Source organism: Brevibacillus sp. (assembly GCF_003521185.1).
GTDB lineage: Bacteria > Bacillota > Bacilli > Brevibacillales > Brevibacillaceae > Brevibacillus > Brevibacillus parabrevis.
On the sequence record NZ_DOTK01000094.1, the window covers coordinates 26,636 to 39,774 of the forward strand.

Genomic DNA, 13,139 nt, shown 5'->3' on the forward strand with positions numbered 1-13,139 from the left:
CAGAATCTACACGAGAAGAGGAGACGGCGTTATGCAATGGAATGTAAACGAATTTGAAAATTGGGAGGAGCTGCGACCCTATGTGGATACCGCGCTGCTCCCTCTTTATTTGTACAAGGACGGTATCGGGGTAGAAGAACACGTGCTGCGCATGAACTATTTGCTGAATATAGCGGCAGGCATCGAACAGCGGCTCAAGGGGCGAGTTCTCCTGTTTCCGCTCAGCTATCAGTTTGCAGAAGCGAGTCAAGGCCAGAAGACGCCGCGAGACTTCGCTTTTTCAGTCGGATTGCATTTTTCGCAGGACAAAATTCGCTTGGACGAGCCGGGGCAGGAAGGCTGTCTCATGCTTCCGGTCGGAGAAGAAGATCTGGACTCAGCCTTGCGTTTTGAAGTGACTGTGGATGTTTTGGTCCAGGAAATTATTCGTCTGTGGCAGCGAAAGACGGCGCAATAGAGAAAGCGTTTTCCGGTAATACTACAGGAAAACGGGAGGGACAAGGAGCAAATTTTGACAAAATGGCAACAATCTATCAGCAGGCAGGGGTTGGCTTCTACCATGCCCGCTGGACATTCTTGACATCTTTATAGGCGTTAGCTATGATTGGGATTGACCTAGTGTATATGTATGAAAACGCCATCGTAGCGCTATTTTACAGGATAAGGAGGGAAAAAAGAGATGGGAGACAAACGCGAAATTTCCAGACGTACTTTTTTGAACTACGCTCTGATGGGAACTGGCGGGTTCCTTGCTGCGGGTATGATCACCCCGATGATTCGCTTTGCGGTTGACCCTTTACTGCAGGGACATGCAGGTGGAGATAAAGTAGCAGTTGGTTCTCCAGATGAATTCAGCGCAGTACCTAAGCGCGTTGAATTTAAGGTACATACCAAGGACGGTTGGTATGAATCCGAATCTACGTTGTCTGCATGGGTAACCAAAAACGACAAGGGTGAGATCCTTGCTCTGTCCCCAATCTGTAAGCACTTGGGCTGTACCGTTGACTGGAATACCAGTCCGGAACATCCAGATCAGTATTTCTGTCCATGCCACTTGGGCCGTTACACGATCAACGGTGAACACATCTTGGGTACACCGCCGACAGCATCTCTTGATGAGTACGAAACAGAAGTAAAAGACGGCAAGCTTTATTTGGGTAAGGTAAAGGCAAATCCTCGTCCGGGGGTGAACGGCTAAGATGTTACAAAAAATGTATGATTGGGTCGATGAGCGCCTGAATATCACTCCGATGTGGCGCGACTTGGCCGACCACGAAGTACCTGAGCACGTGAACCCGGCACACCATTTCTCTGCTTTCGTTTACTGCTTTGGGGGCCTAACGTTCTTTATTACGGTTATTCAAATCTTGTCTGGTATGTTTTTGACGATGTACTATGTACCAGACATTATCAACGCCTACGAGTCTGTTAAATACCTCCAGAACGAAGTTGCATTCGGGGTAATCGTACGCGGTATGCATCACTGGGGCGCGAGCTTGGTCATCGTGATGATGTTCCTACATACTTTGCGTGTTTTCTTTACAGGTGCATACAAAAAGCCTCGCGAGCTGAACTGGGTTGTGGGCATGCTGATCTTCTTCGTCATGCTGGGCCTCGGTTTCACAGGCTACCTCTTGCCATGGGACAACACCGCATACTTTGCGACAAAAGTAGGTTTGGAGATTGCAAACTCCGTTCCGCTCATTGGTCCGTATGTAAAAATGTTGCTCACAGGTGGAGACATCGTAGGTGCGCAAACGCTTTCTCGCTTCTTCGCGATTCACGTATTCTTCCTGCCAGGCGCATTGCTCGGCCTGTTGGGCGCTCACTTTGTTATGATCCGTTCGCAAGGTATCTCGGGTCCACTATAATGGGTCTTCGATAAAAAGGAGGAAATAGCATGGCAAAACAAGATAAAGATGCTACCTTCGTCGGAGATTCCCGAGTATCGGCGAAGCGTATCCCTAATATTTCTCCATCTTACTCCGACTTTCCGGGAAAAAATGAGCCGTTCTGGCCGAACTTCCTGCTGAAAGAGTGGATGGTGGCAGCTGTTTGCTTGGTCGGCTTCCTCGTGCTGACGGTTTCTCATCCATCGCCGCTGACTGACAAGGCAAACCCGAATGATACGTCATTCGTTCCGTTGCCAGACTGGTACTTCCTGTTCCTGTACCAAATGCTGAAATACCCTTGGGCTGCGGGAGATTGGGTAGTCCTCGGTACGATCATTATTCCGGGTATCGCCTTTGGCGGACTGATGCTTGCTCCTTGGCTGGATACCAGCAAAGAGCGCCGTCCTTCCAAGCGTCCGGTAGCAACTGGTTTGATGCTGACAGCTCTGGTAGGCGTTTTCTACCTTACGTGGGCTGCGGATCACGAGCACTCCCTGAGCCATCCATCCAGCAAGGATTCTGGTGGCGCTGGTCATGGCTCCAACGCAACGGCTCCGGCACCTGCTGACACCAGCTTTACAGCAGATGCGGTATGGAAAGCTCAAACAAGCTGCATGGGTTGCCACGGCAAAAACATGGAGGGCGGCATGGGTCCAAACCTCCAGAAGATCGGTGAAAAATACGATGCAACGCAGATTGCCGATATCATCAAAAATGGTAAGCCACCTGCAATGCCAGGCGGCATGATCAAGGATGATGCGGAAATCACGAAGTTGGCCGAGTACATGGCAACCTTGAAATAAGCTAATAGAGAAAAAGCTGGCTGACGATGCGGTCAGCTTTTTCTTTAGCGGCGTACACAGCGGGAGACGATAAACATGATCTGGATATGGGAGTGGTTCAAGCATTCTTTGGGGAAAAGATGGTTTCTATGGACGCTGTTTATCGTAAACCTGCTGGGAACTATATACGGATTCATCTGGTATAAAAACCAGCTGGCAGAAACGCCAGCGTACTTGACTCCTTTTGTCCCAGACAGCCCAACAGGTAGTGGCCTTTTTACTTTGGTCATCCTTACCTATTTGTTGGGTCGCCACATCCCGGTACTGGAAGCACTGGCAGGCATCACGAATTTCAAGTATGGTGTATGGGCCGTTTGCATTATCTTGGCGGGTTGGATGATGGGGAATGAAGTACGCTGGACAGATGTGATGTTAATTATTTCACATGCTGGAATGGCGGCTGAATCGGTGCTGTATGCACGCTTTTACAAATTGAGCATCCTGCCAGTGGGGATCGCTGCGCTGTGGACTTTAAACAACGACTTTTTGGATTACGTGATGGATATCCACCCATGGCTGCCAAGTGTGCTTGACCCGTACGATGGTTTCGTCGGGCTGTTTACTGTGCTTCTCAGCCTGATATCCATATCGGTTATTTGGATTGCAAACAGCAAGCACACGATAAACAAGGTCTAATCTTGTCCTCCTTTCCATAGGCTGTACTAGGGGAAGGAGGTTTTTTGCGTTGAAGAAAAACATCCGGTTTTTACTGTTCTTTTTGGCGATCGGATTGTTTTTGTCCTGGCCGATACACAGTTTGTACTCCAAGCTGAATCAACCGATCGAAGCACAGCAATTAGTGGCTCTGGATCAGATTGCCAATGATTTTTTGAATTACGCAAAAAAAGGGGATATTGAAGGCGCACAAGAGCGGATTGTGCAACTGGCGGAGAAGTTCCCGAACCAGCATTTGACGTCTCCGCTCAAAATCGAGAGCCTGAACGCGGTAACGCAGTCGATTTTGGCGGCGAAAAAAAGCTTTTCTTCGGCCAACGTGAGCGAGCAGCAGCTGTTGTGGCACGCCACGCAAGTTCGGGTAGCGATTGATGCTTTGACGCATGAACATCAGCCGATGTGGCGCAGCTATTATCCCTCTCTTGTCACCCAAGTGCAAAACTTGCAGCAATCTGCGGTAGAGCGTAATTTCACCCAATTTCGCGAGCAGTTCGACGAGAATTATCGGCTGTTTTTGGCGATCAAACCGGGCATGAGCATCCAGCTGCCGGAGGAGCAATTGGCTTCGATTTCCTCGGCTTACGATGTCATTTCCAAAGAGATGAGAAACGCGCAAATGGACTGGCAGCTCATCAGGGAAGCTTTGCGCGATTTGAACGGTTCCATTCAGACGGCATTTGTCGGCGAGGAGAAAAGCACCTTTGCCCGCCTGATGATGCGGCCTGATTCGCCCATGACGATGCTGCTCTCGATAGCGATTGCGCTCGTTGCCGCTTTGGCTTATGTGGCGTGGAAAAAGTACGATGGCGAAATTCGCTCCACCTGAAAACGGAAGGAAGCGTACACAAAAAACCTTGCCCTTATGCTCAGGCAAGGTTTTGTTGCGTTTGAAGCTTTAATCATGCAGCGGCTTTTTATTCTCATCAAGCGTAAAGCCTTCGCCCAGCACCTCGTGCACGTCATTGACGATCACGAAAGCGTGCGGATCGATCTCTTGCACGATGTTTTTAAAGCGCATGACTTCGTTGCGGCTGACGACGACGTAAATGACTTTCTTTTCTTCCCCAGAGTAAGCTCCTTTACCCGCCAGAAGCGTTACGCCACGGCCGAGATCGAGAATTTGCTTCGAGATTTGCTCGGCGTGATTGGAAATGATGATCAGCGCTTTTCCGGCGTAAGCCCCATCCTGGAAAAAGTCGATCACGCGCGCTGCGATAAACACGACGACGAGCGTATACATCGCGCTCTCCAGGTTCAAGTAGATGAGCGATGCGCCGATGACGAGGATGTCGCCGAAAAACAGCGTTCTACCCATGCTGACACCCATGTATTTTTGCAGCAAGCGGGCGATGATGTCTACTCCGCCAGTCGTTCCGCCATAGCGGAAAATAATGCCCAAACCGACGCCGACAGCTACACCAGCGTACAGGGAAGCGAGCAGTCGGTCTTTCATCACGAGTGGCATGACGCCGTCAAAGACGGAGAGAAAGACGGAAAGGGCGACCGTTCCTAAAATCGTGTAGAAAAAAGACGTGCGGCCGAGAATTTTCCAACCTAACAAGAACAGCGGTACGTTCAAGACGAAGAAGACAATCCCTTGATCCACGACCGGGAACAATAGCTTGATCAAAATGCTAATCCCCGTGATACCGCCCTCGGCAAGATGGTTGGGGATGTTAAAGGCGTTAATGCCGAATCCCATGATGGCAGAACCGATAATGATGGCGATGATGCTCTTTAAACGGATGTTCATAGTGTCCTCCTGTTTTGCCGGAGCCGAAATGGATGCTTTTTTGTCCGACATGTTGTGCAGTTGTGCGAGCGAAAACCTTGATGCCTGAGGGTCATACGAAAGCCATTATAAATGACCGATTATTTGATTGTCCATATGTTGGAAGAGGAAGTATTGAGATTTGGCAAACGCAGCCTTTTTGTGTACGATAGGTGAAAGAGAGAAGGATGAAAACAACAAAGGAGTGGGCGAATGGAACGGCAAAAAACGATGCAAGAAATCCAGCAGGAAGTGGACCAATACATATCGCAATTCAAGGAAGGGTATTTTTCACCGCTGTCCATGCTGGCTCGCATGACGGAAGAAGTCGGGGAACTGGCACGGGAGATCAATCATTTTTACGGCGAAAAGCCCAAAAAGAAAGACGAAGGCGAGAAAACGGTCGAAGAAGAACTGGGCGACGTCCTGTTTATTGTGATCTGCTTCGCCAACTCGCTTGGCATTGATTTGCAGGAAGCGTTTGATCGTATTATGCACAAATTCAACACACGCGATAAAGATCGCTGGACAAGAATTGAGGAGAACGATCCGCATGAATAAACAAATACGGGTAGCGGTGGCGGGCGCCAACGGACGCATGGGACAGGAAGTTGTCAAAATGCTGGCGCAGGACGACCAGATGATCTATACCGGCAATCTGGATACGCGCCTTGACGCGGAACAAATTGCCAAACAAATGGAAGAAATGCAGCCTGACGTGCTTGTCGATTTTACGACACCGCATAGCGTGTACAAAAACATGGAGCTGTGTTTGGCACACGGCGTTCGACCTGTGATCGGGACGACCGGGTTGACTCCCGAGCAGTTGCAGGAAATGACCGATCGTTACAAAGAAGCGGGTCTGGGGGCGATCATTGCTCCGAATTTTGCGATTGGGGCCATTCTTTGCATGAAATTTTCCGCGATGGCAGCGAAGTACATGCCGCATGTGGAGATCATCGAACTGCACCACGACCGCAAGCTGGATGCGCCAAGCGGCACAGCACTAAAGACGGCGGAAATGATCGCTGCTGTGCGCCAGGAGCTGAAGCAGGGACACCCGGAAGAAGTGGAGACGATTCCGGGTGCGCGGGGAGCCGAGTACGAAGGTTTCCGCATTCACAGCGTCCGCTTGCCGGGAATGGTTGCTCACCAGGAAGTGCTGTTCGGTGCGACCGGGCAAACGTTGTCGATTCGCCACGATTCCATCAATCGCGAGTCGTTTATGCCAGGCGTCAACTTGGCGATCAAAGCTGTGATGAGCATGTACGGTTTGATTTACGGGCTGGAACATTTGATTGATTAAACGTTTGATTAAAAAAGCGATCTCTATCGAGACATAAGGGAGAGTTTCTCGTGAAAATTGCATTGATAGCGCATGATCGAATGAAAGAAGAGATTGTCCAATTGGCAACGGCCTACGAGTCGATCCTGGCCGAGCATGAGCTGTATGCCACGGGTACGACAGGCGCAAGAATCATGGATGCCACTTCGCTGAAACTCACCAGATTTTTGTCAGGACCTCTGGGGGGCGACCAGCAAATCGGGGCGAAAATTGCCCGAAACGAGATGGATCTGATTATTTTCTTGCGTGATCCGCTTACTTCGCAGCCGCATGAGCCGGACATTATTGCGCTGCTCAGGCTGTGTGATGTGCATAAAATTCCGTTTGCCACCAACCTTGGGTCTGCGGAAATCATGCTCAAGGCGCTGGAGCGCGGGGAGTTGTCCTGGCGCGAGGTGCTGCACGAGGAGAATGAGGCATGAGTTCACTCGACATTTTGGCGATTGGTGCGCATCCTGATGACGTGGAGATCGGCGCGGCGGGGAGCCTGCTTTTGGCGGCGCAATCCGGGAAGCGTACAGCGATTCTCGATCTGACGTACGCCGAGCTGTCGTCGAATGGCACGGTGGAGCGCAGACAACAGGAAGCGGCTGCGGCTGACAAGCTGCTAGGGGTTGCGGCGCGCTACAATTTTGGCTTGCCTGACCGCGGGCTGGAGAGCGTCAGGGAGCAAGCGATCGAGCGGGTCGTGAAGCTGATCCGCGAAACGCGTCCGCGTACAGTGCTCGCTCCGTATTTTTCCGATCGGCATCCCGACCATGAGAGCGTAAGCCGCATCGTGCGGGAAGCTATCTTCAATGCGGGTATCCGCAAGTATTTGCCTGATTCGGAGCTGCCAGCGTATCGCCCTGCTCAATTTCTGTACTATTTTATTAATTCGACGGTCACACCCCAGTTTGTGGTCGACATTACCGCGATCTACCCGCAAAAAATGGAAGTGCTCCGCTGCTACCGCAGTCAATTCGAGCTGGAAGAAGGCAGTGTGCAGACTCCGTTGACCAACGGGTATCTGGAATCGGTCGAGTATCGCGAGCGCTTGTTTGGGCAACAAGCAGGCGTGATGTATGCAGAAGGATTTGTCAGTGCTGCGCCTTATGTATTGAACAGCTTGTAAAAAGGGGTGACACCTAAGAAATGAACATTGGGATTACTTGTTACCCATCTTTGGGAGGCTCAGGGGTTGTCGCGACAGAGCTTGGCAAGCTGTTGGCGGAGCGCGGGCATCAGGTGCATTTTATTACCGGCGGGATGCCTTTTCGCCTGGGAGCCTTCCATCCGAATATTTTTTACCACGAAGTAGAAGTGAACCATTATGACGTGTTCAAATATCCGCCGTACGATTTGACGCTGGCAAACCGGATGGCGCAGGTGGCCAAAAATGAAAAGCTGGACTTATTGCACGTACATTATGCCGTGCCACATGCGCTGTGTGCGTTTTTAGCGAAACAAATGGTCGGGGATCATCTGAAAATCGTCACGACTCTGCACGGGACCGATATTACCGTGTTGGGGTATGACTCGAACTTGAGCGACATGATTCGCTTCGGCATTGAGCGCAGCGATCTCGTGACGGCTGTATCCAAAGATTTGATCAAGCAGACAAAAGAGCTTTTGCACGTCGAAAAAGAAATCGTTCCGGTGTACAACTTCGTCGACAAGCGGCGCTACTACCCGAAAGAGGTAGAGCACCTGAAAAAAGTGTTCGCTCCAAACGGGGAGAAAATCCTCATGCACATATCCAACTTCCGTCCGGTCAAGCGCGTTCCGGATGTCATTGACATCTTTGCGCGAGTCAGGCAAGAGATGCCTGCGCGTCTGATCCTGATTGGGGAAGGACCGGAGATGGGGGCCGTCCGCAAGCAAATCGCCGAGCAAGATTTGACAGAGGACGTATGCTTTTTGGGCAAACAGGAGGACGTAGCGGAAGTGTTGTCCATGGCAGACTTGATGCTCTTGCCGTCGGAAAAGGAAAGCTTCGGCTTGGTTGCGCTGGAGGCAATGGCGTGTGGCGTTCCTGTCGTGGCTTCCGTGGCTGGCGGGATTCCCGAAGTGGTTGTCGATGGCGTCAACGGCTTTTTGCGTCCGATCGGAGACGTCGAAGGCATGGCGCAAGCGGCGATTCGTCTGTTGCAAAATGAAGAAATGTATCGCCAGTTTTCCGCGAACAGCATCGAACGCTCCTGCAAAACGTTTTGTCACGAAACGATTGCCTCCGAGTACGAGGCGCTCTACGCCAAGCTGCTCGGATAAGCACTCGATACGGGCAACAACAGCTATTGGCGGGACAATCGGCTTTTCACCAATTGATGCAACTTGGATACAAAAATGAACAGCCCATACAAAAATCTCATGAGTGTCGCCTCCTCATAACATCGGGTGAACCATGCGAGAAAGGGGGGAGCGGTATGACGCTCCATCTGGCAAACCGGGTTCTTGAGACGTTGGAGAATCACGGATTTGAAGCTTACTATGTCGGCGGATGCGTCCGCGATTGGCTGCTGTCTCGGCCCGTGCACGATATAGATATATGTACGAATGCCCATCCTGGCGACGTCATCCGCTTGTTTCCCGATCACGTTCCGACCGGACTCAAGCATGGGACAGTGTCTGTCAGGATCGAGGGGCAGTTTTTTGAAGTGACGACTTATCGGACGGAAGGCAAGTATGAAGACTATCGCCGTCCGGCAGACGTCCAGTTCGTGTCCGATCTCAGACTGGATTTGGAGCGCAGGGATTTTACGATGAATGCCATGGCGATGAATCGGATGAAAGAGCTTCAGGACCCGTTTGGCGGTCAGGCAGATATGGCAGCGCGACTGGTCAGGGCCGTGGGACAACCGCTGGAGCGCTTTCGGGAAGATGCGCTGCGATTGCTCCGAGCCGTTCGCTTTGCGGCGCAGCTCGGTTTTGCGATTGAGGCCAGGACGCTTGCTGCCATGAGCGAGACGGCTTCGCTTTTGGCGCATATCGCTGTGGAGCGTGTCCGGGAAGAGCTGAATAAAATGCTCGGCAGCCAAGCCCCGCAAATCGGTTGCGATCTGATCAACGAAACGGAACTGTTTGGCTATTCGCCTGTCTTGCAGCGGTTGTTTCGCGATTCGGCTTCCCAATTTTGGCGGAGTGCGCATGTAAACAGTCTGCCGCAAAAATGGGCGCTTCTGTTCTACGCAGCGCAGTTTACCTCCGAGGAAGCGATCGCTGCCTGCCAGCTTTTGCGAATGTCCAAGCGGGAGACGGAAGCAATCGGTTTTTTTGTGGAGCAATTGCGGCATTTGCAACCGGAGTGGGATCAGCCAAAACCGCTTGAGTGGGGGCAGTTGTTGCTCGAAGCAGGCTGGGAAAAATGCGAGCAGCTCGCCCAGCTTTTGCTGGCATGCTGGTGGAATCAGCAGCCGCAAGCCATGCTGGCGAGCCTGTCCGAACAATATCACGCGATGCCGGTCAAAACCATGAAGGAACTTGCGATAACCGGGCTTGATCTGCAACTCGCCCTGCAAAAGAAACCGGGGGAATGGATTGTCCACGTGTTGCGGACGCTGCTGCGGCAAGCGGCCCTGCACGGATTGCCGAACACCCCCCATGATTTGATTGAAGCTGCAAAGAAAGAGGTTGCGCAAGATGAACATTAAACAAGTCATTCTTCAAGCCTTTCGCGATCAGCCGGGACGCTTTATTTCCGGCGAAGAGCTGAGCCAGACGTGCGGCTGTTCGCGAACAGCGGTCTGGAAGCACATCGAGGAGTTGCGGCGGGATGGGTACGAGGTAGAAGCTGTCCGCAAGTCGGGCTATCGCTTGCTTGCAGCGCCTGATCGGCTGTCTGCGGCAGAAATCATGGCGGGGCTGTCTACCGCGCGGATCGGACAGCATGTCATCGCCCATGACGAGGTCGTCTCCACGCAGCCGCTCGCGCACGAGGCTGCGGCAAAAGGCGCACAGGAAGGCACGCTCGTTTTGGCGGAGCAACAGACGGGAGGAAAAGGGCGGCTGGGACGTCCCTGGCACTCTCCGAAAGGGACAGGCATCTGGATGAGCCTGATCGTCCGCCCTGCGATCCCGCTGCCGAAAACGCCGCAGATGACCTTGCTGACAGCGGTGACTGTCGCGAGAACGATTCGCGAGGAAACAGGGCTTCCTGTCAAAATCAAGTGGCCGAACGATATTTTTATCGGGGACAAAAAAGTGTGTGGGGTATTGACCGAGCTGAACGCGGAATCGGATCGCGTCAATTACTTGGTGATCGGCATCGGGCTGAACGCCAACAGTGTACAGGCTGACTTTCCCGAAGAGTTGTTGTCTATCGCGACTTCTTTGCGAATCGAGTCAGGCACTCCGATCAAGCGCGTTTCGTTCATCCAGCGCTTTTGCCAAAACTTCGAGGAGGAGTACGACCATTACTTGCGCGCAGGCTTCGCGCGTGTGAAGCAAGAGTGGGAAGCCAACTCCTATTCGATTGGCCGCTGGGTAACCGTCCAGACGATCTCGCAAAAGCTGGAAGGTCAAGCGATAGGGCTTGATGAGGAAGGCGTGCTCATGGTGGAAGATCGGGCAGGCCAGATCCATAAAGTGTATTCGGCGGACGTCAATTATCGTGCAAATGTGTAGATGATTTGCTATACTCCAAAAGGGAGGCTGTATCTTTTCAAGAACGGTACTCCCGGAGTATTTTTGCAGCAAATGGTGTATAGATAAGGCAAATACGCAAGGACAAAAATCTGCTCAGAGCCTTTGTGGACCGAGACAGAAGGAATCCGTTCAAGACAAGTATGTCTCTTTGGCATGGACAACCTTCTCCCTTTTATGAGCGAGAAGGTTTTTTTATTCCTCTCTATCCACGAAGCTTGGCGCGAAAGAGGAGAAGACGCAAATGACAAAACAAGTCACGACTTCGGACATCCGCAAAAAGAAAGAAGCGGGCATTCCCATCACGATGGTGACAGCTTACGATTTTCCATCGGCAAAGCTGGTAGAGGACGCTGGCGCGGACATGATTCTCGTTGGCGACTCGCTCGGCATGGTCGTGCTTGGCTACGACTCCACGCTGCCTGTGACGATGGACGATATGGTCCACCATACGAAGGCGGTGACAAGAGCGGCCAAACGCGCTTTTGTCGTTTCGGACATGCCGTTTCTCAGCTATCACGGCACGATCGAAGAAGCGGTGAAAAATGCGGGAAGACTAATGCAGGAGGGACTCGCCAGAGCAGTCAAGCTGGAGGGCGGAAGCGAGCTTGCGCCTCTGATCACCCGATTGGTTCAGGCAGGCATTCCGGTAGTGGGACATATCGGCCTGACTCCGCAGTCGGTTCATCAGCTTGGCGGTTATAAAGTGCAGGGACGCGATCTGGAAGCGGCAAAAAAATTGCTGGATGACGCATTGGCTTTGCAGCAGGCTGGCGCTTTTGCGATTGTGCTGGAATGCGTGCCGCAAGAGGTAGCCAAAATGATTGCCCAAAAGCTGGAGATTGCCGTAATCGGCATCGGCGCTGGGGCAGACTGTGATGGACAAGTGCTCGTGTTCCACGACCTGGTTGGTTACGCTTCCCAATTGACGCCGAAATTCGTCAAGCGCTACGCTGACATCGGCACATCCATTCGCGAGGCAGTCGCCACTTACGTCAAAGAAGTCGAGCTTCGTCACTTTCCGGGGCCTGATCACGTGTTTCGTGCATCGGAAGAGACGATCAAGGAGCTGTACGGAGAAGGAGTGACCCAATCATGATTCAAACGATGCAGCAGCTATCCACAATCGAGGATGTGCGCGTTCAAATACAAGCAGCACGGCGGCAAGGCAAGACAATCGGCTTTGTGCCCACGATGGGCTTTTTGCATGAAGGACACCTCAGTCTGGTCAAGGCAGCGAGAGAAAAGTGTGACCTCGTCGTCATGAGCATTTTTGTCAATCCGCTGCAATTTGGCCCGAATGAAGATTTTGAACGGTATCCGCGCGATATCGAGCGTGACAGCCGGATGGCGTCTGAAGCGGGAGTCGATCTGCTGTTCACACCAACTGTCGAAGAAATGTATCCCAAGCCGATCTTGACGACGGTATCGGTAGCGAACGTCACGACACCTTTGTGCGGCGCTTCCCGGCCGGGGCATTTTGACGGAGTGTCGACGGTGGTCTTGAAGCTGTTCTCCATCGTCCAGCCTGACTATGCGTTTTTCGGTCAAAAAGATGCGCAGCAAGTAGCCGTGGTCACGCAAATGGTCAAAGACTTGTCCGTTCCGGTAGAGGTAGTGCCATGCCCGATCGTTCGGGAAGCCGATGGACTGGCGATGAGCTCGCGCAATGTGTATTTGTCCGCAGAAGAACGCTCACAGGGACTCATCCTGTCGCAAAGCTTGCAGCAGGCAGCAGAGTGGCTCGCAGAGGGCAAGCCGCTTGCCGAGATCAAAGAGCGTATCGAGCAAATGATTGCAGCAAAACCGCTGGCAGATATCGACTATATCCAAATTTTGGGTTATCCTGATTTGGAGCCAATCGAAAAAGAGACATCCGGACAAGACATTATCGTGGCGCTTGCTGTCCGTTTTGGCAAGACACGTTTGATTGACAACCTGATCGCGTCTGTCCGTTAATCATACGTGGTAAGCGAAAAAGTTCCATAAGGATG

Annotated in this window: 16 protein-coding genes; 15 read left to right on the forward strand and 1 reads right to left on the reverse strand. The window is 52.0% G+C overall.

What is annotated here, in order from left to right:
- Window positions 1-31 precede the first annotated feature (31 nt).
- The 6 genes from DEP07_RS27200 (at window position 32) to DEP07_RS27225 (ending at window position 4,235) form a co-directional block, all read left to right on the forward strand.
- A complete protein-coding gene (locus DEP07_RS27200) occupies window positions 32-457 on the forward strand; it encodes a DUF2487 family protein (protein WP_242771736.1) in 426 nt (141 codons plus the stop codon).
- A gap of 222 nt (window positions 458-679) precedes the next feature.
- Entirely contained in the window at window positions 680-1,198 is a 519-nt protein-coding gene (locus DEP07_RS27205; protein WP_063226971.1) for a ubiquinol-cytochrome c reductase iron-sulfur subunit, read from the forward strand.
- A gap of 1 nt (window position 1,199) precedes the next feature.
- The gene (gene qcrB, locus DEP07_RS27210; RefSeq protein WP_049740092.1) at window positions 1,200-1,871 is read left to right on the forward strand and encodes a menaquinol-cytochrome c reductase cytochrome b subunit; all 672 of its coding nucleotides are present in this window, start codon (window positions 1,200-1,202) and stop codon (window positions 1,869-1,871) included.
- A 29-nt stretch (window positions 1,872-1,900) separates the two neighbouring features.
- Window positions 1,901-2,695 carry a menaquinol-cytochrome c reductase cytochrome b/c subunit gene (locus DEP07_RS27215; protein WP_122963562.1) on the forward strand — a complete coding sequence of 265 codons (795 nt, stop codon included), beginning with the start codon at window positions 1,901-1,903 and terminating at the stop codon, window positions 2,693-2,695.
- Between the two features lie 75 nt (window positions 2,696-2,770).
- Window positions 2,771-3,370 carry a DUF1405 domain-containing protein gene (locus tag DEP07_RS27220; RefSeq protein ID WP_217021773.1) on the forward strand — a complete coding sequence of 200 codons (600 nt, stop codon included), beginning with the start codon at window positions 2,771-2,773 and terminating at the stop codon, window positions 3,368-3,370.
- A 49-nt stretch (window positions 3,371-3,419) separates the two neighbouring features.
- Window positions 3,420-4,235, forward strand: a complete 816-nt coding sequence (locus DEP07_RS27225) for a sporulation protein YpjB (protein WP_122963561.1) — start codon at window positions 3,420-3,422, stop codon at window positions 4,233-4,235.
- Between the two features lie 69 nt (window positions 4,236-4,304).
- On the opposite strand, the gene DEP07_RS27230 is transcribed toward DEP07_RS27225, so the two are convergent.
- A complete protein-coding gene (locus DEP07_RS27230) occupies window positions 4,305-5,162 on the reverse strand; it encodes a YitT family protein (protein ID WP_287103262.1) in 858 nt (285 codons plus the stop codon).
- Between the two features lie 231 nt (window positions 5,163-5,393).
- Between DEP07_RS27230 and DEP07_RS27235 the strand changes: the two genes are divergently transcribed.
- From DEP07_RS27235 to panC, 9 genes are all read left to right on the forward strand, one after another.
- Complete coding sequence (locus DEP07_RS27235) at window positions 5,394-5,741, forward strand: nucleotide pyrophosphohydrolase (RefSeq protein WP_122963560.1); 348 nt, start codon at window positions 5,394-5,396, stop codon at window positions 5,739-5,741.
- Entirely contained in the window at window positions 5,734-6,486 is a 753-nt protein-coding gene (dapB, locus tag DEP07_RS27240) for a 4-hydroxy-tetrahydrodipicolinate reductase (protein ID WP_122963559.1), read from the forward strand. The genes DEP07_RS27235 and dapB overlap by 8 nt, the downstream gene beginning before the upstream one ends.
- 50 nt (window positions 6,487-6,536) lie before the next feature.
- Window positions 6,537-6,947, forward strand: a complete 411-nt coding sequence (locus tag DEP07_RS27245) for a methylglyoxal synthase (RefSeq protein WP_063226978.1) — start codon at window positions 6,537-6,539, stop codon at window positions 6,945-6,947.
- On the forward strand, window positions 6,944-7,639 hold the full coding sequence (bshB1, locus tag DEP07_RS27250) for a bacillithiol biosynthesis deacetylase BshB1 (RefSeq protein WP_063226979.1): 696 nt from the start codon (window positions 6,944-6,946) through the stop codon (window positions 7,637-7,639). The genes DEP07_RS27245 and bshB1 overlap by 4 nt, the downstream gene beginning before the upstream one ends.
- 20 nt (window positions 7,640-7,659) lie before the next feature.
- Entirely contained in the window at window positions 7,660-8,775 is a 1,116-nt protein-coding gene (gene bshA, locus DEP07_RS27255) for an N-acetyl-alpha-D-glucosaminyl L-malate synthase BshA (RefSeq protein ID WP_122963557.1), read from the forward strand.
- A 155-nt stretch (window positions 8,776-8,930) separates the two neighbouring features.
- Window positions 8,931-10,154 (forward strand): CCA tRNA nucleotidyltransferase, encoded by a 1,224-nt coding sequence (locus tag DEP07_RS27260; RefSeq protein WP_122963556.1) that lies wholly within the window; start codon window positions 8,931-8,933, stop codon window positions 10,152-10,154.
- On the forward strand, window positions 10,144-11,127 hold the full coding sequence (locus tag DEP07_RS27265) for a biotin--[acetyl-CoA-carboxylase] ligase (protein ID WP_122963555.1): 984 nt from the start codon (window positions 10,144-10,146) through the stop codon (window positions 11,125-11,127). Before DEP07_RS27260 ends, DEP07_RS27265 begins: the two co-directional genes overlap by 11 nt.
- Window positions 11,128-11,389: 262 nt before the next feature.
- Window positions 11,390-12,244, forward strand: a complete 855-nt coding sequence (gene panB / locus DEP07_RS27270) for a 3-methyl-2-oxobutanoate hydroxymethyltransferase (protein ID WP_122963554.1) — start codon at window positions 11,390-11,392, stop codon at window positions 12,242-12,244.
- Window positions 12,241-13,104, forward strand: coding sequence for a pantoate--beta-alanine ligase (gene panC / locus DEP07_RS27275; protein ID WP_287103263.1), 864 nt, complete (start codon window positions 12,241-12,243; stop codon window positions 13,102-13,104). Before panB ends, panC begins: the two co-directional genes overlap by 4 nt.
- The last annotated feature ends 35 nt before the right edge of the window (window positions 13,105-13,139 follow it).

Bases quoted from the DNA above. Each gene is read 5' to 3' on its own strand.
- DEP07_RS27235 (WP_122963560.1), top strand. From the start codon at position 5,394: ATGGAACGGCAAAAAACGATGCAAGAAATCCAGCAGGAAGTGGACCAA.
- DEP07_RS27260 (WP_122963556.1), top strand. From the start codon at position 8,931: ATGACGCTCCATCTGGCAAACCGGGTTCTTGAGACGTTGGAGAATCAC.
- DEP07_RS27220 (WP_217021773.1), top strand. From the start codon at position 2,771: ATGATCTGGATATGGGAGTGGTTCAAGCATTCTTTGGGGAAAAGATGG.
- panC (WP_287103263.1), top strand. From the start codon at position 12,241: ATGATTCAAACGATGCAGCAGCTATCCACAATCGAGGATGTGCGCGTT.
- DEP07_RS27265 (WP_122963555.1), top strand. From the start codon at position 10,144: ATGAACATTAAACAAGTCATTCTTCAAGCCTTTCGCGATCAGCCGGGA.
- DEP07_RS27205 (WP_063226971.1), top strand. From the start codon at position 680: ATGGGAGACAAACGCGAAATTTCCAGACGTACTTTTTTGAACTACGCT.
- qcrB (WP_049740092.1), top strand. From the start codon at position 1,200: ATGTTACAAAAAATGTATGATTGGGTCGATGAGCGCCTGAATATCACT.
- DEP07_RS27200 (WP_242771736.1), top strand. From the start codon at position 32: ATGCAATGGAATGTAAACGAATTTGAAAATTGGGAGGAGCTGCGACCC.
- dapB (WP_122963559.1), top strand. From the start codon at position 5,734: ATGAATAAACAAATACGGGTAGCGGTGGCGGGCGCCAACGGACGCATG.
- DEP07_RS27215 (WP_122963562.1), top strand. From the start codon at position 1,901: ATGGCAAAACAAGATAAAGATGCTACCTTCGTCGGAGATTCCCGAGTA.
- bshA (WP_122963557.1), top strand. From the start codon at position 7,660: ATGAACATTGGGATTACTTGTTACCCATCTTTGGGAGGCTCAGGGGTT.
- panB (WP_122963554.1), top strand. From the start codon at position 11,390: ATGACAAAACAAGTCACGACTTCGGACATCCGCAAAAAGAAAGAAGCG.
- bshB1 (WP_063226979.1), top strand. From the start codon at position 6,944: ATGAGTTCACTCGACATTTTGGCGATTGGTGCGCATCCTGATGACGTG.
- DEP07_RS27230 (WP_287103262.1), bottom strand. From the start codon at position 5,162: ATGAACATCCGTTTAAAGAGCATCATCGCCATCATTATCGGTTCTGCC.